Here is a 20,877-nt window from a genome sequence, read left to right as displayed (position 1 = left end):
TATGATCCCAGTGATCCGTTATTCTCCGCTACGCTTTTTTGGTCTGGTTTTTGCGTTTTCATGGTTACCGTGGGCCATCGCAGCCTATCTGAGCCATTCGCCGGATAGGCAACAGTCGACGCTATTCGTGGCTCTGCTGGGATTACTTGGCCCAGCCCTGGCAACAGGGGTGATGATATGGACGGCCAAAGACCGGCGGTTGTGGGGGGATATTCGCAGCAGAGTATTTTCTTTGGCAGGGATAACGCTGGGCCGCACGCTAACCCTATTGGGGTTAATCCTGCTGCCGTTACTGATGGCCATTTGGCTGTCGGTGCGGCTAGGTTTGGATACCACCCAGTTTGCTTTTTCCAGCGGTTTTCTGCCCATGCTACCGCTGGCACTGATCGCCTCAATACTGGAGGAACTGGGCTGGCGCGGTTATGGCGTCGATAGCTTGAGGGGCCGTTGGCCAATGCTGCTGCCCACCTCGTTGATATTTTTTGGGCTATGGGCACTCTGGCATTTACCCTTATTCTTTATTGCGGACACCTATCAGCATCAACTATGGCAGGCCGGGGGAATATACGTTACCAACTTTTTTATCAGCATGTTTCCTGCCGCCGTGCTGGCCAATTGGTTCTACTATCGCTGTCAGCGTAGCATTCCGGCAGCCATTTTATTTCACTTGACCCTGGTGATGGCGGCAGAGCTTATGCAGGTTGCACCGCTGACCAAATGTATCTGGACGGCCCTATTATTGTTGATAGCCACTTTACTTATTGCCATTGAACAGGAGCTATTTTTCAAAGAGTAAGCAACATTACGTCATTAATACCTTAATAAGAATTTAATTTCAGTTGTCAGCTTATTATCTGCTGATGGCAACCTTTTGACTTAAATCTGGGATATCTATCATGATGGAATATAATTTTATATCTGTTCGTAAGCCACGCCTCTCAGTTAATGCTCTTTCGCTGACGGCCATATTATTAACGGGCAATACCTATGCTGGTGATTGGTCGGTAGGGGCTGGCGTTCTGGCAGAACAGTTACCCTATCGCGACTATGATGCACAATATATACCGCTGCCGATTGTGACTTATCAAGGGGAGCAGTTTTTTATTAATAGCCAAGGGATCGGCATTAATCTTCTGAGTTTCGAGAAGCATAATCTGCATTTGGCGGTTAACCACTCCCCGCTAAGCTTTAAGCCTGCGGATAGCGACGATCCGGCGATGAAGAAGCTGGATAAGCGGCGAGCGACCGCCATGGCAGGCATCGGTTATCAGTATCATGCCGATTGGGGGAGCCTTAACGCTGATATTGCAACTGACGTGCTGGGCTATAGCGACGGCGTAATTGCCGATGTCGGCTATCAATACCGCTTCCAGTTTGGCAAATTTCAGCTGGTACCCGGTTTCGGCATGCGCTGGCAAAACCGCACCTTCAATAATTACTATTTTGGCATCAGCGAACCGGAGTCACAACGCAGCGGAATGCAACAATACCGAGCGAAAAGTGGCGTCACATCTTACATTTCTCTCGCCAGCTATTATGCCATTAATAACGACTGGCAGCTGTTCCTGATGGGGTTTAATGAACAGATGAGCGACACGGTGAAAGATAGCCCGATGACCGACCGCGATTATAGTATCAATGCAGTGGCCGGTGTTTTATATAGTTTCTGATCGACACATTATTTGATAAAACCAGCGATGACTCCCAATACGCATTTATGGGAAGGGGCTGTTTTTGCCATAACCCACTGCACCTTAATTTGTGACTAGCCAACTTTAAGGTGCAGTTTACTCTCTGCCAGGGTAAGAAAATTTTAGGCACCAAGATCCCCAACTCACTCCCGGTAAAGCAAATCCCCATAAATCCCGGTCAGCACCCCACCCGGAGCGAACTGCTTTTTGATCCACTGGGTGACCTGCCCGGTTGCCGCATGCTGTGTCGCCAGCAGCATGCTGGAATCCTGCCGTGGGTTATGAATGGCGCGGGTAGCCAATAGCCCTTCCGTTACTGGTTCACGCGCCATATATTCCGGCAAGAAGCCAATCCCCTCCCCTAAAATCTGGCATTGGCACTTGGTGTTAAAGTCCGGCACCAGGATCGCTTCCTGCCCGTGTAGCAACCACCCCACCTTCTTGTTGATGGTATGCGCGGTGTCTTCCACCATGATGTTGGGATAAAGCCGTAGCTGGCTCTCAGAGATCGGCTCAGGCATAAACGCCAATGGATGATCGGGCGCAATGGCGAACACCCAACGGATGGCGCCGATTTCGGTGTAATCAATGCCGCCGCCGTCCAGCAACGTATCCGGTGCACCAATGGCGATATTGGCCTGGTTGTTGATGATGGAATCCCAGACGCCGTTGTACACCTCAGTGGTCACCGTGATATGGCAGGTGGGGAATTGCTTCTTCAACACCTGTAGCAGCCGGGCGGTATGCCGTGGTGTGTAGAGTAACTGATTGATACAGATACGCACCCGCGCTTCGATGCCCTGCGATATGGTATCTATACCGCGCTTGATGGCATGGAAGTCGTTAAGCAGGTCGGTCGCTTTACGGTAGAAGTAAAAGCCGGACTCGGTGAGTTCGATACTGCGCGTACTGCGGTTAAACAGCACGACGTCCAGCCCGGTTTCCATCCGTTTGATGGTATAGCTGATGGCCGAGGTCGTCAGATCCAGCTCCTTGGCCGCTTTGCTGAAGCTGCCAAAACGCGCCGTGGTGGTAAATGCCAACAGGTTTTCTTCGGTAAAAATAGAATTCATAGACCCCTCACCCTAGCCCTCTCCCACAGGGAGAGGGGACCGATCGAGTGTGTTTGAAATTATCGTGACTCACTTTGGCTAGGTCACAACATACCTCGCCTTTCTTGTTTTCACTCCCTACTTTCCGAAGCTGAACGGTCCAACCACGCACTCTGGGCAGCTCGCACTCCCTGTGGGGAAAGGGACCGATCGAGTTTGCTGATTTTTTGCGTAAAACCTCATCCACCTTCTTTTTGCACCCCACTTTCCGAAGCTGCACAGGCTAGCCACGCACTCCGGGCAGCTCCCTCTCCCTATGGAAACAGATCGATTTCGATGATCACCCATCCACCTTCTTTTTGCACCACACTTTCCGAAGCTGCACGGGCTAGCCATGCACTCGGGGCAGCTCCCTTTCCCTATGGAAACAGATCGATTTCGATGATCACCCATACATCTTCTTTTTGCACCCCACTTTCCGAAGCTGCACGGGCTAGCCATGCACTCGGGGCAGCTCCCTCTCCCTGTGGGAGAGGGTTGGGGTGAGGGGCCGCCGCATTGTTGAATGTATTTGTAAATCCTATGGCACGCAACCAGTATTGAACAAAATTTAACACTGCGATTACAACTGATTTGAAGACAATCACACTTCTGATTATTAGTTTGGAGCCTGATGTGGCGCGAGGTGAAAGCCCATTCCCCGCAGGGACGTTTGCCGTGGCAAAAGGCGCAAAACATAAGAGAAAGATTGCGCCGACGCACAGTTTGTCTTTATTGTTGAATTGTTTTCAATAATTACACCCTTTGCGATGAATGATTCTTAAGCGGATGTTTTTATCCAGCATCTGTTGCTATTCTCAGTAGCAATGAAAGCATCCAATCCCACTAAAAAAACAGGGAGCTAGAATATGTCTGATAAAGCGCTAATCACAGAGTTTCTTTTTGCGGCGGAACAGGGTGACAGCGACGCGCTGAAAAGCTGCCTGACTCAAGGTGCGGATATCAATGCCACCAACCGCCAGGGCCGTACCGCAATTACGCTTGCCAGCTTGAATAAACATTACGACTGCGTGGAATTATTAATCGCTGCCGGTGCCGATATTGATAAGCAGGATCAGACCTGTTTTAACCCCTTCCTGCTGAGCTGCCTGAATAACGATTTAACGCTGCTACGCCTGGTATTGCCAGCAAACCCGGATTTGGACCGCTTAACACGCTTTGGCGGCGTGGGTATTACCCCGGCCAGTGAAAAAGGCCACGTCGATATTGTACGTGAATTGTTAACGCGTACCGAAATTAACGTCAACCACACCAACTTTGTCGGTTGGACCCCGCTGCTGGAAGCCATTGTGTTGAATGATGGCAGCGCGAAACAGCAAGAGATTGTCAAATTACTGCTCGAGCACGGTGCTAATCCACATATGACCGACAAATATGGTAAATCGCCTCTGACGCTGGCCCGTGAAAAAGGCTATCACGAAATTGCTGAACTGCTGGTTGCCGCCGGCGCTTAACAGAGGAGAAATGCCATCGCACAGCCGCAACGGCAGTGCATTACAGCGTTATCGGCGGAGGTGGCGTTCCCCCGCCAGCAGCTAAGTGGGCAGGTCGAACAGGTTTTTTCCCGCGCGGTAAACCTGTTCGTTCCCGAGCAGAACATGCTCTACACGTTATTAAGCGACGAGTACGATAACGCCCCCAATAGTTGCCGCATAGCGCTCAGGCACTGTGACCAGATACTTAGCCCAGGAGATCGCGTCGAGTTCTCTCAGGGCGGCATTAAAATAGGTAAACATTGTTGGATTGATTTTTCTCACTGCCAGATTTGGCAGCAACCTGACCTGTATTTAACCGAAGCAAGCAGAGCATCTATTGCTTGGCGCCAATGGGGGGCATGCATTAATCAACAGGCTTCATCCGGTAATTCGCTGTTTAATTACCGTGGCGATAATATATTTTATCGGGAAATGGCCAGGTTATTACAACTGCATCGTGATGCGTTATTTCTGGCGATACGGCGCAATGAAGATCCCGACGAGGCCATACATTCCCTCATTGGTTTGGGCATTGGCCTGACGCCTTCTGGGGATGATTATCTGGTTGGGCTTTGCTCTATATTACTGTTGCCCGGTCATCCGGCACAAAAGTATCGCGAGGTTTTTCTAGCGGTGCTGGAAAAAGCACAACATAAAACCACGCTGCTAAGCGCTATTACCTTAGAGGCGGCAATCAATCAGCGTTACCGACAGGTGATAAGTCACCTGTTAGAAAAATTAATACACGACGATCGTCACCTTATTATCGATACCATTAACAAGATTAAACAGATTGGTTCAAGTTCGGGCTGCGACATGCTGTATGGCATGGCCGATGCCTGCCTCTTGACCTCATATTTTGGAGAAAAATATGTCCATCAGGATAGTGGTAAAAAACAACACCTGGTTTGACTCTGTTTCGCTGATGTCTATTTCCACCAAAGCGAACAAACTTGAAGGCGTTGAACAAGCGTTTGTGGCCATGGCCACGGAGATGAACAAAGGGGTGCTGGAGAATCTGGGCTTGTTAACCCCAGAGCTGGAAGCCGCCAAAAACGGCGATCTGATGATCGTGATTAAGGGCGCCAGCGATGAAGCTAATGAGGCAACCCTGCAAGCGATCGAAGCCTTGTTCACCCACAAAGATAAAGGTGGCCGCCACGAAGCGCGCTACGCCACCCTCGCCAGTGCGAAAACGCATATCCCGGAGAGCAACCTCGCGGTGATCTCGGTCAACGGGTTGTACGCGGCACGTGAAGCTCGTCAAGCGCTGGAAAACGATCTCAACGTAATGCTGTTCTCCGATAACGTCTCCATCGAGGACGAATTGGCGCTGAAACAGTTGGCGCATGAAAAAGGCCTGCTGATGATGGGGCCAGACTGCGGCACCGCCATCATTAATGGCACCGCCCTGTGTTTTGGTAACGCGGTTCGCCGTGGCAACATCGGTATCATCGGCGCATCCGGCACCGGTAGCCAGGAGCTGAGCGTACGTATCCATGAGTTTGGCGGCGGCATTTCGCAGCTGATTGGCACCGGCGGGCGCGATCTGAGTGAAAAGATCGGCGGCCGGATGATGCTGGATGCGATAGCGATGCTAGAGAACGATAACGGTACAGAGGTGATTGTACTGGTCTCCAAGCCCCCTGCCCCAGCCGTGGCACACACCGTGCTCGAGCGCGCCCGTGCCTGCCGTAAACCCGTAGTGGTTTGCTTCCTTGGGCGCAATGAGCCACCAGCCGATGAGCAAGGGTTACAGTTTGCGCGTGCAACCAAGCAGGCAGCGTTAAAGGCTGTGCTGCTTACCGGCATCAAAGAAGAGTCCCTCGACCTGCATCCACTCAACTGGCCGCTGATTGAAGAAGTGCGTGCCAAACTGACGCCACAGCAAAAATACATTCGTGGCCTGTTCTGTGGCGGCACCCTGTGCGACGAAGCGATGTTTGCCGCACTGGAAAAATACGACGACGTTTACAGCAATATTCAGCCCGACCCGGCCATGCGCCTGCAAGACCTCAACCGCAGCGTGGCACACACCTTCCTCGACTTTGGCGATGACGACTTCACCAATGGCAAACCACACCCGATGATCGACCCGACCAACCGCATCCAACGTCTGTTGCAGGAAGCGCGCGACCCAGAAGTTGGCGTGATCGTGATGGACTTCGTGCTGGGCTTTGGCTCTCACGAAGATCCGGTGGGCGTAATGATCGAGGCGATCACAGAGGCCAAGGCCATTGCGGCCAGCGAGAGCCGACCGTTGGAGATCCTCGGCTATGTGCTAGGCACCGATCTCGATACGCCGTCGCTACAGCAACAGTGCCAGATGCTCACCGATGCGGGCGTGATCTGGGCGAGCAGCAGCACCAATACCGGATTGCTGGCGCGTGAATTTGTCTGTAAAGGAGGGAAAGCCTGATGAGCCACTCGTTATTTAACCAACCGCTGAACGTGATTAACGTCGGTATCGCCATGTTCAGTGATGACCTGAAAAAACAGCATGTGCCAGTAACCCAGCTCGATTGGACTCCGCCGGGCCAAGGTAATATGGCGGTGGTTGAGGCCCTCGATCAGATTGCCTCCCCCGCGCTTGCCGAGAAAGTCGCTGCCGCCAACAAACTGGCGCTAGAGCGTATTATTCAGTCGCATCCGGTGCTGGTAGGTTATGACCAGGCGATCAACGTCGTCCCAGGTATGACGCGCAACACCATTTTACATGCAGGCCCGCCGATCACCTGGCAGAAGATGTGTGGTGGGATGAAGGGCGCGGTCACCGGTGCGCTGGTGTTTGAAGGACTGGCGGCCAACCTCGACGAAGCCGCAGAATTGGCAGCCTCTGGGGAAATCATCTTCTCGCCGTGCCATGAACACGACTGCGTTGGCTCAATGGCGGGCGTGACTTCTGCATCAATGTTTATGCATATCGTCGAAAACAAAACCTACGGCAACCGCGCTTATACCAATATGAGCGAGCAGATGGCGAAGATCCTGCGCATGGGGGCCAATGACCAGAGCGTGATTGACCGCCTGAACTGGATGCGCGATGTGCAAGGCCCGATGCTGCGCGATGCGATGAAGCTGGCCGGTGAGATCGACCTGCGGCTGATGCTGGCACAGGCGCTGCATATGGGCGACGAGTGTCACAACCGCAACAATGCGGGCACTACGCTGCTGATCCAGGCGCTGACGCCGTGGATTATCCAGGCGGGCTACCCGGTTGAACAGCAGCGCGAGGTCTTCGACTTTGTCGCCAGCAGCGATTACTTCTCCGGCCCAACCTGGATGGCAATGTGTAAAGCGGCCATGGATGCGGCGCACGGCATTGAATACAGCACCGTGGTTACCACCATGGCACGTAACGGCGTTGAGTTTGGTCTGCGCATCAGCGGGTTACCGGGCCAGTGGTTTACTGGCCCGGCACAACAGGTTATCGGCCCGATGTTTGCTGGCTATAAACCGGAAGACTCGGGGCTGGATATCGGCGACAGCGCCATCACCGAAACCTACGGCATTGGCGGTTTTGCCATGGCGACCGCTCCGGCCATCGTGGCACTGGTCGGGGGCACGGTGGATGAAGCGATTGATTTCTCGCGCCAGATGCGTGAAATCACCCTGGGCGAAAACCCTAACGTCACCATTCCCCTGCTGTCGTTTATGGGGATCCCAACGGCGATCGATATTACCAAGGTCGGCAGCAGCGGCATCCTGCCGGTGATCAACACCGCCATCGCCCATAAGGATGCAGGGATCGGCATGATCGGTGCCGGGATTGTGCACCCGCCGTTCACCTGTTTTGAGAAAGCAATACTGAGTTATCGCGACCACTACTGCCAATAAAAAAATAACGGGGCTAACCCAACGTTAGCCCCACCTGACACCAGAGAGTTGTTCACCTGCAGGACCAATGGCGATCCCGTTGATCGTCGAGAGTTGTTAAACGACCTGTGAAGGATTTTCCATGAACAAAATGAAATTAGAGTGGAAACGCGGTGACTGGGCAGCCTACTTCGGGCTGATGACCAATAACCTGACCAACCTGCTCACCATGATGGGGTTACTCATCTTCGTGGTGGGTATCCCCAAAGAGATTGTCTACGGGCGCATAGCCCCGGCCTTTGGCCTGGCCGTGATGATGGCCAGCATCTGTTACACCTGGTTCGGCCTGCAAATGGCTCGCCAAACCGGGCGAAGCGATGTGACCGCGCTGCCTTCCGGCCCGAGCGCTCCGTCCATCTTCACCGTGACCTTCCTGGTGCTGATGCCGGTTTATCAGTCGACCGGCGATGCGGACTTTGCCATTGCGATCGGCCTGGTGTGGTGCTTTGTTGAAGCACTGATCCTGGTGGGCGGCTCATTCCTCGGCGAAACCATCCGCAAGATGATCCCGCGCACCGTGCTGCTTTCTTGCCTTTCCGGCCTGGGGCTGTTGCTGCTGGCGATGAACCCGATGCTGCAAGCGTTCGAAGCGCCGACCGTTTCGTTCATCGTGCTGCTGCTGATCTTTATCAACTGGTTTGGCAAAAAGCCTATATTCGCCCGCATTCCGACCGGTTTGCTGCTGTTGATCGCCGGTACCGCGCTGGCGTGGATCTCCGGCCTGCAAAGCCCGGATGCGATTAAAGCCTCGATGTCTTCCTTTGGCTTTAACCCGCCGGGGTTCCATGTCGATAGCTTTATGCAGGGCCTGCCGCACGCGCTGCCTTATCTGGCCTCTGCGGTTCCGCTGGGGTTGGCGAACTACATCTTTGACCTGGAAAACATTGAAAGTGCGCACGCCGCCGGGGATGAATACAACACCCGCAAAGTGATGATGGCCAACGGCCTTTCCTCCATGTTCGGCTGCCTGCTGGGTAACCCGTTCCCGGTGACCGTGTATGTTGGCCACGCCGGTTGGAAAGCGATGGGTGCCAGTATTGGTTACACCTTGGCGTCCGGCGTGACGATGTTCCTGGTACCGCTGTTCGGGCTGGGTGCCTTTATGTTGGCAGTGATCCCGATGACGGCGATCGTGCCTATCCTGGTGTTTATCGGCGTGGTCACCGCCAACCAGGTGGTGAGGGAAACGCCGAAGATCGAGGTCCCGGTGATCTTCATCTGCCTGTTCCCGTGGATCGCCAACTGGGGATTAACCATGGTCAACAGCGTACTGGGGGCGGCGGGCACCTCAGGAGCCAAGCTGGGCGCAGAGTTGCTGCATAGCAAAGGCGTGTATTACCAGGGGCTGGTGCATTTGGGTAGCGGTGCGCCGCTGGCCAGTATGCTGTGGGGATGTGTCGCGATTTTCGCCATCATCAACAAACCGCTGCGTGGTGCGGTGGCGGCGGCAACCGGCGCACTGCTGGCGCTGTTCGGCGTGATCCATGCGCCAGCCGTGGGCTTTGCCGAGGGAAGCTCGTTGCTGTTCACGCTGGCTTACCTGATGATGGCGGCCATGTTTGTGCTGAAACATTTTCTCGATAGCCGTGAAACGGTGGCCGCCGCAGTTCAGGAGCCAACCAAGACCGCCTGACCCCTCACCCCAACCCTCTCCCACAGGGAGAGGGAGCTGCCCCGAGCGCATGGCAAGCCCGTGCAGCTTCGGAAAGTAAGGAGTAATAAAAGGAGGGTATCACACGGAAAAATCAACGGACTCAGTTGGGTGAAAAAACAAGGTGGATGAGTTATTACGCAGAAAAATCAACGAACTCGATCGGTTCCCTCTCCCTGTGGGAGAGGGTTAGGGTGAGGGGCAATCACCAGCTCCCGCCCCTATTTAAACGGCCTTTTTAATCGGAAAACCCAGATGAAAGAACTCGTCGTCGTCGCCATTGGTGGCAACAGCATTATCAAAGACAACGCCAGCCAGACAGTGGAACATCAGACCGAGGCGGTGAAAAAGGTCGCAGACTCGGTGCTGGAAATGCTGGCATCGGATTACCACATCGTCCTCACCCACGGCAACGGCCCGCAGGTGGGGCTGGAATTGCGCCGTGCCGAAGTGGCCCACGAACATGAAGGCCTGCCGCTGACCCCGCTGGCCAACTGCGTGGCGGATACCCAAGGCGGTATCGGCTATCTCATTCAGCAGGCACTCAATAACCGCCTGGCACAGCATGGCGGGCAGAAAGCGGTAACCGTCATCACGCAGGTTGAAGTGGATAAACAGGATCCCGGTTTCACCAACCCCACCAAACCGATCGGCGCTTTCTTTAGCGAACAACAGCGCGATGCGTTATTGCAGCAATACCCCACCTGGCGTTTTGTAGAAGACTCCGGGCGCGGCTATCGCCGGGTGGTCGCCTCACCGGAACCCATCAGGATCGTGGAGGCCGACGCAATCAAGGCACTCACGCAACAAGGGTTTGTGGTGATCGGAGCAGGCGGCGGTGGCATCCCTGTAGCGCGTAATTCACAAGGTGATTACCAAAGCGTCGATGCGGTGATCGATAAAGATCTCTCCACTGCCCTGCTCGCCAGGGAAATCCGTGCCGACGTGCTGGTGATCACCACTGGCGTAGAGAAAGTGTGCATTCACTTTGGCAAACCGAATCAGCAAGCGTTAGGCCAGGTGAACGTGGCCGAAATGACCCGCTATATGGCAGAAGGCCACTTCCCTGCTGGCAGCATGCTGCCGAAGATCGTCGCCAGCCTGGCGTTCTTACGCGATGGCGGCAAACGCGTAGTCATCACCTCGCCGGATTGCCTCCCCGCCGCACTGCGCGGTGAAACGGGCACCCATATCGTTAACCTCTGAGAGGCAACCACAGATGAATGAGAATAAAAGCCGCCGTGAGTTTTTGAGCCATAGTGGCAAAGTGGCTGCGGCCTGCGCACTATTGGGCGCAACCTCCTCCGTCGGTTATGCTGCTAACCCGGCAACCGCGAGCTGTGAGGCAGACCAGCGCATGAAAATTACCGACCCGCACTATTATCTGGATAACGTGCTGCTAGAGGCGGGTTTTGAGTTTGACGGGGCAACCCCGGTCAGCACCCGCACCGAACTGAAAACGCTGGAGATCAACCAGGGCAAGATCGTTGCGTTGCGCGATAACCGCCAGCATGCGGACAGTACGCTGCCGGTCTACGACGCTGGCGGCAAACTGATGCTGCCCGCCATGCGTGATATGCACATCCATCTGGACAAAACTTTTTACGGCGGCCCATGGCGTTCGCTGAATCGCCCAGCGGGCACCACCATCAAAGATATGATTCGGCTGGAGCAGAAGCTGTTGCCGGAACTGCAACCTTACACCCAAGAGCGGGCCGAAAAGCTGATCGATCTGATTCAGTCCTACGGTTCCACCACCGCTCGCAGCCATTGCAACGTTGAGCCGACCTCCGGCCTGAAAAACCTGGAGAATCTGCAAGAAGTGTTGGCTCGCCGCAAGTCTGGCTTTGACTGCGAAATTGTCGCGTTCCCACAGCATGGCTTGCTGTATTCGAAATCAGAGCCGCTGATGCGTGAGGCAATGCAGGCAGGAGCGCACTACGTTGGTGGGCTGGACCCAACCAACGTCGATGGCGCCATGGAAAAGTCGCTCGATAGCATGTTCCAGATCGCGCTGGATTATAACAAAGGGGTGGACATCCACCTGCACGAAACCAGCCCGGCAGGCATTGCGGCGGTGAATTACATGGTAGCAACCGTTGAGAAAACGCCACAGTTAAAGGGCAAGCTAACCATTAGCCACGCCTTTGCGCTGGCAATGATGAATGAGCAACAGGTGGATGAGATCGCCACCCGCATGGCGGCACAGCAGATCACCATTGCCACCACGGTACCCATTGGCACTATGCACATGCCGCTCAGCCAGCTGCGTGAGAAAGGCGTGTATTTAATGACCGGCACCGACAGCGTAATCGACCACTGGTCGCCGTATGGTTTGGGCGACATGCTGGAGAAAGCCAACCTTTACGCTCAGCTTTACGTCCGCCCGAATGAGGGAACCCTGTCACGTTCGTTGGCCCTTGCCACCGGTGACGTCTTGCCGCTGAATGATAAGGGTGAGCGCGTATGGCCGAAAGCCCAGGACGATGCCAGTTTTGTGCTGGTTGATGCCTCCTGCTCCGCCGAAGCGGTAGCGCGTATTTCCCCAAGAACCGCCACGTTCCATAAGGGCGAGATGGTTTGGGGCCGCGTTGGGCAAGGCAGTAAGGCCTGATAGATGTGGTGACGTCTAGGGGCGCAGCATGCTGCGCCCGTTTAAATCATCATTGGCTTGCATTAACAATCCACCAATAGAACAGACCGAGCAAGACCAAAAATACCAATACGGTGATTAACACCCGTATCCGCCTGCGCCCTTTGGTAAACGAGTAAATGCAATTCACAATTTCGTAGATCGCTTCCAGTATCCCAAAAATAATTCTAAATACCACACTTGCCAAGTCGCTGATAATGTCAAACATTCCCTGTTCCTTGCTATCCATAAAGGGCATACCGTACCAGCTAGTCGCATGATAAACCACTGACCTGCGCTAGCAGACCAACTGATTGCCCCACTCTTACCAGCGCATTGTTGGCTCGCACGGATCATAGTGTGCACACCAGTATAAACTTATCTCTCTTCACTCAGGCAAATTGGTTAAAAACCGTGGGTCAGAGGGAAATAATGCCTTTGCTTCCTGGTGTAAACGCCGGTAGGTGGCGGTATCCTGCTGATATTGTGCGATAGCTAACCATGAGGCATAAACATTTTTATCGATCCGACGTGCAAGATAGCCCTGAGCCCATTGGGCATAGTTTTCAAGCAGGCGGGGATCGCGGGTCTGGTTATACATTAGCAACGCATGTGTCTGTTGATCGTAATGCCAACGTTCGGTATTCACCCAGGGATCAAATGCCATCGCGCGGCGAGCGGGTTGAATATCCGCAAAGTGATTACGTTCAACGGCGGTTAAAGAAAAATTGGCATATAGACCAATACTGGCCACGATGCCTATGGCGGCTGAAGCCATGGGCACTACAGTTCGTAAAAATGAGGGAGTTATCAAAGGAAAAGTAGTGCGTTCTATGGCCTTATCGGTTTGGCGATCCCACTGTGCCAGCAGCAGTAAAAAAATGGCCCAATGTGCGCTAGACAGCACAAACGGATATTCAGTTTGGCTATGTAACAGCAAAGGGAGCAGCGCGATGGCCAACGCCAGGCTTACGCCTTTTTTTCGCCAGGATAGCCGGAGCAACCTGAAACCAGCACACAGTAAGATCGCCATGCCTGCCAAGGCAGCTATGCCCCCTTCAACCCACCACAGCAAGATTTCATTATGTGGATGGCGCACCACGCCAAGACCCAATGTGGATAATCCGGCAGCCAACCGATAGTGCTGAAAAGCGTATTCAAATCCGCCGTAACCCCAACCCAGCCAAGGCTTTTCGACAATCATCTTTAGGCTGTCCTGCAACATGATCAGCCGGGCCTGATTTGACGCGGCGTGTTCAACCGTTTCAACCCCTCCATTTATTTGAAAAGTCAGGGCGATAGTGATACCAACAAGCATTAAACCTGTTGCGATCCCCGTAAGCTTTTTTGCCTGCCGCCATCCCAACCAGAGCAACAGCGCCCCGCTGATACCGCCGCCAAGCCAGCCTATCCGTGACTGTAACCACACCAATAACGCGGGGAACAGCACAAGCACCAACCCCAAAGCATATCGTCTGCCTCGTTCTGCTTTTGGCAGAGTTAAGGAAAAATCTGGCAACAACAACAGCATCAATGCCAGTGCCAATCCGCAAGCGATAAAGCTGGCCAGCACATTCACCTGTAGGAAAACCCCATAGGGCCGACCGTTTTTCATTGGATAGTCAAACCAAGCCGGTACGGTTCCCGGTAAGGTCAATTGTAAAAGAGCGATCACCCCCTGGAATACAGCGGCCAGCAGAATGGCGTAAAATAACCAATGGCGGGCAAAGTGCGGTGGGCGATATTGCATCCATGAGACGTAAAAAACCCAACCGCCAGCCAACCCAAGCCAGCGTGCCAGCCCAGCACTCTGCCATTGGGGGGAGGTATATAATAGGGGAATTGCCAGGATCACCACGGCCAGCAGCAGCCAACGAGCCGTTACGCTAAGGGAGATGGGAGAGTTAGCCGGTAGTGTCAACCAGAGGGTGGCAGTGACGACAGCCATCACCGCCCAAGTCAGGATATTTTGCGGTAGTTTCAGGCCACTTCCGCCCATATTAGGTAGGGCGAGTGGGCTAAGTAATATCAGCCAAATCATTAGTAACCCTAGAGGCAATAAAGATAACCCCATTGGGCTAGCCAATGGTAAAGGACTTTGTGGATGACGCATTTTTTCACCTGATAAAATAAGCTTCAGTGCCAAGAGCGGCGGTATTGCTCTTTTATGCCTATCACTCTTCAATTTAGGGGGGGGGCTAGTAACCCTAATTGTAACAAGGTCCAGGGGCCTGAAGTCAAATAAGATAACTCATACTTTACATTTTCCTCTCTAAACTGGATAATCCGCCTTGTAACAGCCAGTGGAATAATTCTTGGTTGCGTTTGAAATTCAGTTTTCTCATCGCTGAACGCTTATACCCACTTATGGTTTTGACGTGAAGCCTCATCACATTTGCCGTTTCTTCATGCGATTTACCTTGTCTCAGGTAGCGTAGCACTTCACTTTCACGGAGGGTAAAGCCCTGGGTGTCTAGCATTTTTTTCGGAGGCAGAAACCCTTGCATAGATATTGCCTCTTCGAGCATGCTCTTGAGCACGTCGATCGGTTGATTTCGATATAACGTCCCGCTTTTTCGTACCGATTGAAATAGATGTGATAACAAGCTATTTCTTTGGTCCCGGATCAGAAAAACTAACGGGCTCGGCGCTCCCGAGGGTAGAGAGCGCCAAACGTTAAACCTGGCGCCATAATCGAACGTTTGAAAAATGATATCTGCCGAAAAACCAGCCACATGCCGAACGATGAATTGTACTGAGATGTCTTTACTGCGGTAAAAATCAGAAATGATTCGGCGCAGCCCAGCTATAAAATAGTTATCTTTATCGATTATCAGAACTTTGATTATTTTGGCCGACGCTGCCACCGTAGTATTACCCCGTTCAATACATTGAATATCTAAAATATTCGCTAGACTTCATACGTTAACTTATAGCCATTGATATAAAATAGATTATAGCGATATAACAAACCTATCAATTTAATTTCTTTACCTCCTAATAATGTGAGGTTTAATTCTTTTTTAAAGAAAAAAATAGATATTTAATTTAAAATTAACCGTGGAATTAAACTTGTGAACGCACATGAAAGCATGGATTAAATGGCCCCATCTGATTGATAGTATTGAATCCACTATTTTTATTGTACAACCCGTGACGAACAAGTTTGCCTATGGCTTGTGAATAGACAGTCATCATGATTGCTATAAAATTCTGTTGTTCGAAAGCAGACCTACATCTACCGGAACCATGCATTACACGCGAGAAAAGCCTCCCTCAAGCATTTAATCGCCTAAGCCAATCAAGATGCATCAACGTCGATTCCCCCCGAAGCTAGAACCACCTCAAGAAACCTCCTAGAAAAAATTTGTTAACTATAATTACCGGTGATTTTTTCGTCATAAAAATGCAATGCAGCCCCAAATTGCTATCTTAAAGATAACAAAAATTAAATTTAATGACTTTAATTGTTAAAATAATGATAAAAACATTAAAGCCATCAAGAGCTAGCGACCTTAACTTAAGAAAATACTGAAATTTAGTATCAATACTATTCACATAAAAGTTAACAATCACGCTAAATAAGTGCTGCAGATAGTTTGCGCGGAACTTAATTCTTAATATGGTTATTTTTCAAATTATTATATCGTGATATGAAAAATATCAGTATTATTGATTTGCAAGAGAGATGGGCTCTCTTCGATATTACATATGGTTGTTCATGCCACTTTTATCTGTAGTGAAAGTCGTCTGAACGAACTGTTTTATCGTAACTTTATGAAGGACGAATCATGTTTAACGCCAAAAAGAATATTTTCATTATTGCCATGTCAGCATTGGTATCTTCTTCCGCTTTCGCTGATGCCCCTGTAGGTGCTGACCAAGGGTCAGGCCGTATTCATTTCACGGGTACCGTGATCAACGCACCTTGCTCCGTGGCTCCGGGTGATGCAGATATCAACGTCGATATGGGTCAGGTAGCGAATAAGGTACTTGAAACCGGCAACAAATATTCTCAAAACGTTAGCTACACCATTCATCTGCAAGATTGTGATTTGTCTTCACAAACTGCAGGTGCTGTGGAATATCCAGCTATGTCAAAAGTGGGCGTTTCTTTTGGTGGCACCGCAGACAGCAGCGTTGCTGAACTGGTCGCAAACACCGGAAGTGCAAAGGGTGCAGCAATCCGTTTGATCGATGCTAATGGCGATCTACTGAAGGTGGGCGATACCTCAAAAGATATCAATCTGGTCACCGGTAACAATGAGCTGGTCTTTGCAGCCCGTGTTGAAGCAAACAATCAGCCGGTTTCTACGGGGACTATCGTTTCCCAAGCGACATACGCACTAAACTATAAATAATATTTTAGCTATCATCAGGTAAACATCCTTAATAATTGCAGTTGTATTTTTACTGAGGCAACTGCAATTATAAAGCGTATTGAGGAGAGAGCACCTCAATAAACAGCATCACCATTAATTTTCTATAGCAAAGTTCTAACTTGCTCTAAAAACATAAAAAGTGATTTCACTATGTATTTTACATTGAATCGGATCTCAATGGGTCTTAGGCTGACAAGATTAGTTATCTTGACCTTGGCTGGGATAGGTATGTCTACAGCAAGCCAAGCCGTCGAATTCAACACCCATATTATCGACGCTAAAGATCGAGAAAACATTGACCTATCACGTTTTGAAGTGGCGAACTACATTCTGCCAGGAGAGTATCTGCTGGATATTGTGATCAATGGTCACTTATTGCCAGAACAACGCTTAATAAAATATATTGCTACTGAAAGTAAAAAAAATAGCCGAGTGTGCCTTACGCCAGAATTAGTCGAACAATTCGATTTGACTGATAGTTTCCGTTCTTCGTTGACCACGTGGCATGGCCAGCAATGCCTCTCGCTGGACCAGGATCCTGAAGTTACAGCCCGCTATGATCAAGAGAAACAGACCCTAACGATTACGATACCTCAGGCCTGGCTCAATTATCGCGATCAGAACTGGGTTCCCCCCTCACAGTGGGACGAGGGAGTACCTGGTTTCTTGCTGGACTACAACCTGCTAGGCAGCAAATTCGTCCCCAAAGAGGGCGCGCGCTCAACCAATTTCAGTAGTTACGGAACTACCGGTGCCAATATGGGGCCATGGCGTCTACGTGGCGATTACCAGTATACCAATAGTCACTCGTCAAACGGGCCAAGGAGTGACCAATTTACCTGGGCGCAGGTCTACCTGTATCGTGCAATACCAGCGTTGGGCGCAAAATTGAGCGGTGGGCAAACCTACCTTAACTCGGACATATTCGATTCATTCCGCTTTGCAGGGGTATCACTGAATAGCGATCAACGTATGTTACCGCCGTCCCTGCGTGGTTACGCACCGCAGGTCACTGGCATAGCAAAAACCAATGCCAGGGTGATTATCAGTCAAAATAGCCGGATTATTTATCAGGCCAACGTGCCCCCAGGGCCGTTTGTTATTCAGGATCTGAGTGAAGCGGTACAAGGCGCACTCGATGTACGTATTGAAGAGGAAAACGGTAGCGTGACCTCCTATCAGGTCAGCACGGCAACCATTCCCTTCCTGACCAGAAAAGGAAGCGTTCGGTTTAAAACCGCACTGGGTAAACCGACAGAGGGACGAAACAATCACGCCATCGACCCAGCGTTCTATAGCGGTGAGCTTTCCTGGGGGATACTGAATAATTTGTCGCTGTACGGCGGAGTGATTACCACCAACGGTGACTATCAGGCACAAGCGTTGGGCATAGGCCAAAACCTGAAAAGCTTTGGGGCTGTCTCTTTCGACGTTACCCGTTCGGCTGCAAATCTGGCGCACCAGAACAAGCTGACGGGATACAGCGTTCGGGCCAATTATGCCAAGCGTTTTGAGGCCACCGGCAGCCAGATCACGTTCGCCGGATATCGCTTTTCAGAAAAAACGTTTATGTCGTTGAATCAGTACCTTGACAAAGTCAGTGGCAATACCTATTCAAGGGATGACAAACAAACGTATACGATAACCGCGAACCAATACGTGCCATGGCCAGATGTCACACTCTATTTGTCGGCCACGCACAAAATTTATTGGAATGATTCGTCGACCAATAATTACAGCATGTCGGCGAGCAAAATTTTCGATATCGGCCCATTCAGAGGGATATCGACCACGCTGACCGCCAGCAAATTGAAATATCGCTATGAGGACGAGGATCAGATATTCCTGTCATTCAGCTTACCAATCTCTGCCGGGCAACAGATCAGTTATGACGCGCAGCAAAGCTCTAGCGGGGGCTTCAGTCAGGCCGTTTCTTATTACAATAGCCAGGACATTAATAACACTTGGCGGGTCAGTGCGGGGGGCAACAGCCCTGATATCCAGAAAGGCAATGGCGTGTTCCGTGGTAATTATCAGCACAATACGCCACATGGGCAATTTGGCTTGAATGGTAGCGTCAAAAATAATGATTATCGTTCACTCAGCGGCAACTGGTACGGTTCATTGACGGCGACGCCTTACGGGGCAGCACTACACCAAAACAGCGCAGGCGATGAACCAAGGATCATGCTGGCTGCGCAGGTAAAAGGGATCCCAATCAATAACGGGTCTGGTGTCACCAACGACTACGGCATTGCCGTGGCTAATGGCGTATCAAGTTATCAAACATCGGACGTATGGATTGATGTCAATAATCTACCTGTCGATGTCGAAGTTTATAGTTCCGTTGTCAGTAAGACTCTAACCGAAGGTGCTATTGGCTACCGAAAAATTCGTGCCATAAAAGGCCAGCAACTGATGGCGGTGATCCGGTTACAGGATGGCAGTTTTCCTCCGTTGGGCTCTGTGGTAACGGATAACAGCACTGGGTTCGAATCCGGCTTGGTTGGTGAAAATGGACTGGTTTATCTTGCGGGTATTTCTGCAGAGAAGAAACTGACTGTACGATGGGGTGAAAATAAACAATGTCGCATCCACGCACCCGATGATAGTTCTATTTATTCCGGTCAGGTTTTATTGCCATGTCAATAGGCATATGTTTCATGACTGCGCCACTTTATTAGGGATGAAATGAAGAAATGAAAAAAAATTTACGCTTAGCCATATTGGCTATGACTATTTTAGCCTGCAATGCCACCTTTGCTGCAATTAACCTGGACAGAACTCGCGTGATATTCGGGAGTAACGATCAATCTGTCAGCGTCATGCTTGAAAATCAGAGTAAAAGCTTGCCCTATCTGGCACAAGTTTGGCTTGAGAATGGCGCCGGGGAAAAAATCCCCAGTCCGCTAGTCGCTCTACCGCCAATGCAGCGTATCGACTCAGGCCAAAAAAGCCTGGTCAGGATCCTGCAACTGGCAGATGCGAAAGCACTACCTAAGGATCGTGAGTCGATTTTTTATTTCAATGTCAGAGAAGTGCCGCCGAAGAGCGAACTAAACAACGTGATGCAGGTAGCGATCCAAAGCCGGATAAAAGTGTTCTTCCGACCTGCGGCAATTACGCCAAAGCAAGGGGATATCTGGCAGGAGAAGATCGCGGTGACGGCGCAAAATGGCACGGTAAAAATGGCTAACCCGACCCCCTTCTACATCACAATTGGCTATTTAAGCCAGGATAATCGCGGCAATTTCCCTGGTTTTGACAGCGTCATGATCGCTCCATACTCGACAGAAACGGTGGCTACCGGTGGCTATAGTGGCGAACGCTATAGCATTGGGTATATGGATGACTATGGCGGTCTGCAGATCAATGAGTATCAGTGCCGAAACAGCCAATGTGAAAAAATCAACAATAAGAGCCGATAAAGCGGAGGATGGCATGAAGCTTAACCGCACATATAGTGTACTGGCATTACTGTTATGCATTTTCGTTGGGACCGCGGCGGCTAGCCCAGCGCACCAATCAGCGGAAGGAATGCGCGGGAAACTGTCATTTTCCGGTGCGGTGATCACCTCGCCTTGTCACATTGAAATGGCTAGCGATGAACAGGTTATCCCTTTAGGGGTTATTAGCAACGCAACGTTTAACCGAGTGGGTGCTCACTCTTCACCCATTCCTTTAAAAATACATGTCATCAACTGCGTCATGGAAAAACACTCCGCCTTCGATAAGGTAAAAATGAACGAAGAAAGTGCCAACAATGGCTATCTGGTTTCAATAACTTTTTACGGTGAAAGCGCCTCCTCGACGCGACAGGATTTATTGGGTGGGAAGGATATGAAGCATGGGGTTGGCTTGGCTATTGAGAACGAACAGGGAGAACGGGTGATTTTAGGCGAGGAAAGCCAACTATTCCGGCTACAAGATAATAGCGATGTACTGCAATTGTTCGTCATGTTGGAAAGTTATGAACAACTAGATCGTATTCAACTAGGTAATTTCTATACACAAGCTACCTTTAGGCTTAGCTATAAATAATAAAAACTCTAGCGCCG

At 51.0% G+C, this 20,877-nt stretch carries 17 protein-coding genes; 13 read left to right on the top strand and 4 right to left on the bottom strand.

Annotated elements, in window-relative coordinates; all coding sequences use genetic code 11:
* The first annotated feature begins 1 nt into the window (after position 1).
* Both D9980_RS01025 and D9980_RS01020 read left to right on the top strand, forming a co-directional pair.
* Positions 2–796, top strand: a complete 795-nt coding sequence (locus D9980_RS01025) for a CPBP family intramembrane glutamic endopeptidase (protein WP_121606147.1) — start codon at positions 2–4, stop codon at positions 794–796.
* A gap of 100 nt (positions 797–896) precedes the next feature.
* Positions 897–1,670: a MipA/OmpV family protein gene (locus D9980_RS01020; RefSeq protein ID WP_121606146.1), complete on the top strand. Its 774-nt coding sequence runs from the start codon at positions 897–899 to the stop codon at positions 1,668–1,670.
* Positions 1,671–1,834: 164 nt separating this feature from the next.
* Here D9980_RS01020 and D9980_RS01015 read toward each other — a convergent pair whose 3' ends face one another.
* Positions 1,835–2,764, bottom strand: coding sequence for a LysR substrate-binding domain-containing protein (locus D9980_RS01015; protein ID WP_121606145.1), 930 nt, complete (start codon positions 2,762–2,764; stop codon positions 1,835–1,837).
* An 887-nt stretch (positions 2,765–3,651) separates the two neighbouring features.
* Here D9980_RS01015 and D9980_RS01010 point away from each other — a divergent pair.
* The 7 genes from D9980_RS01010 to D9980_RS00980 all read left to right on the top strand — a co-directional run bounded on the left by D9980_RS01010 (position 3,652) and on the right by D9980_RS00980 (position 12,419).
* Positions 3,652–4,257, top strand: coding sequence for an ankyrin repeat domain-containing protein (locus D9980_RS01010; protein ID WP_121606144.1), 606 nt, complete (start codon positions 3,652–3,654; stop codon positions 4,255–4,257).
* Between the two features lie 144 nt (positions 4,258–4,401).
* On the top strand, positions 4,402–5,190 hold the full coding sequence (locus tag D9980_RS01005; RefSeq protein ID WP_370454282.1) for a DUF2877 domain-containing protein: 789 nt from the start codon (positions 4,402–4,404) through the stop codon (positions 5,188–5,190).
* Complete coding sequence (gene fdrA / locus D9980_RS01000) at positions 5,150–6,697, top strand: acyl-CoA synthetase FdrA (protein ID WP_121606142.1); 1,548 nt, start codon at positions 5,150–5,152, stop codon at positions 6,695–6,697. The genes D9980_RS01005 and fdrA overlap by 41 nt, the downstream gene beginning before the upstream one ends.
* Positions 6,697–8,115 carry a DUF1116 domain-containing protein gene (locus D9980_RS00995; RefSeq protein ID WP_024486348.1) on the top strand — a complete coding sequence of 473 codons (1,419 nt, stop codon included), beginning with the start codon at positions 6,697–6,699 and terminating at the stop codon, positions 8,113–8,115. Before fdrA ends, D9980_RS00995 begins: the two co-directional genes overlap by 1 nt.
* A gap of 121 nt (positions 8,116–8,236) precedes the next feature.
* Complete coding sequence (locus D9980_RS00990) at positions 8,237–9,787, top strand: xanthine permease (protein WP_121606141.1); 1,551 nt, start codon at positions 8,237–8,239, stop codon at positions 9,785–9,787.
* A gap of 273 nt (positions 9,788–10,060) precedes the next feature.
* Positions 10,061–11,011 carry a carbamate kinase family protein gene (locus tag D9980_RS00985; RefSeq protein ID WP_121606140.1) on the top strand — a complete coding sequence of 317 codons (951 nt, stop codon included), beginning with the start codon at positions 10,061–10,063 and terminating at the stop codon, positions 11,009–11,011.
* 13 nt (positions 11,012–11,024) lie between these two features.
* The gene (locus tag D9980_RS00980; RefSeq protein WP_121606139.1) at positions 11,025–12,419 is read left to right on the top strand and encodes an amidohydrolase family protein; all 1,395 of its coding nucleotides are present in this window, start codon (positions 11,025–11,027) and stop codon (positions 12,417–12,419) included.
* Between the two features lie 49 nt (positions 12,420–12,468).
* On the opposite strand, the gene D9980_RS00975 is transcribed toward D9980_RS00980, so the two are convergent.
* The 3 genes from D9980_RS00975 to D9980_RS00965 form a co-directional block, all read right to left on the bottom strand.
* Positions 12,469–12,666, bottom strand: coding sequence for a hypothetical protein (locus tag D9980_RS00975; RefSeq protein WP_121606138.1), 198 nt, complete (start codon positions 12,664–12,666; stop codon positions 12,469–12,471).
* A 159-nt stretch (positions 12,667–12,825) separates the two neighbouring features.
* Positions 12,826–14,478 carry a PglL family O-oligosaccharyltransferase gene (locus D9980_RS00970; RefSeq protein WP_162304216.1) on the bottom strand — a complete coding sequence of 551 codons (1,653 nt, stop codon included), beginning with the start codon at positions 14,476–14,478 and terminating at the stop codon, positions 12,826–12,828.
* Positions 14,479–14,695: 217 nt separating this feature from the next.
* Complete coding sequence (locus D9980_RS00965; protein WP_121606136.1) at positions 14,696–15,304, bottom strand: LuxR C-terminal-related transcriptional regulator; 609 nt, start codon at positions 15,302–15,304, stop codon at positions 14,696–14,698.
* Between the two features lie 924 nt (positions 15,305–16,228).
* Between D9980_RS00965 and D9980_RS00960 the strand changes: the two genes are divergently transcribed.
* The 4 genes from D9980_RS00960 (at position 16,229) to D9980_RS00945 (ending at position 20,860) form a co-directional block, all read left to right on the top strand.
* The gene (locus D9980_RS00960; RefSeq protein WP_024484816.1) at positions 16,229–16,798 is read left to right on the top strand and encodes a fimbrial protein; all 570 of its coding nucleotides are present in this window, start codon (positions 16,229–16,231) and stop codon (positions 16,796–16,798) included.
* Positions 16,799–17,047: 249 nt separating this feature from the next.
* Positions 17,048–19,471 carry a fimbria/pilus outer membrane usher protein gene (locus D9980_RS00955; RefSeq protein ID WP_237736901.1) on the top strand — a complete coding sequence of 808 codons (2,424 nt, stop codon included), beginning with the start codon at positions 17,048–17,050 and terminating at the stop codon, positions 19,469–19,471.
* Positions 19,472–19,551: 80 nt separating this feature from the next.
* Complete coding sequence (locus D9980_RS00950; protein WP_370454324.1) at positions 19,552–20,247, top strand: molecular chaperone; 696 nt, start codon at positions 19,552–19,554, stop codon at positions 20,245–20,247.
* Positions 20,192–20,860 carry a fimbrial protein gene (locus D9980_RS00945; protein WP_238393676.1) on the top strand — a complete coding sequence of 223 codons (669 nt, stop codon included), beginning with the start codon at positions 20,192–20,194 and terminating at the stop codon, positions 20,858–20,860. The genes D9980_RS00950 and D9980_RS00945 overlap by 56 nt, the downstream gene beginning before the upstream one ends.
* Positions 20,861–20,877 lie beyond the last annotated feature (17 nt).

The sequence above is a fragment of the Serratia sp. 3ACOL1 genome, assembly GCF_003668775.1.
GTDB lineage: Bacteria > Pseudomonadota > Gammaproteobacteria > Enterobacterales > Enterobacteriaceae > Chania > Chania fonticola.
The sequence above is the reverse complement of the archived record's forward strand: the minus strand, read 5'-3'. Positions and strand labels throughout refer to the sequence as shown.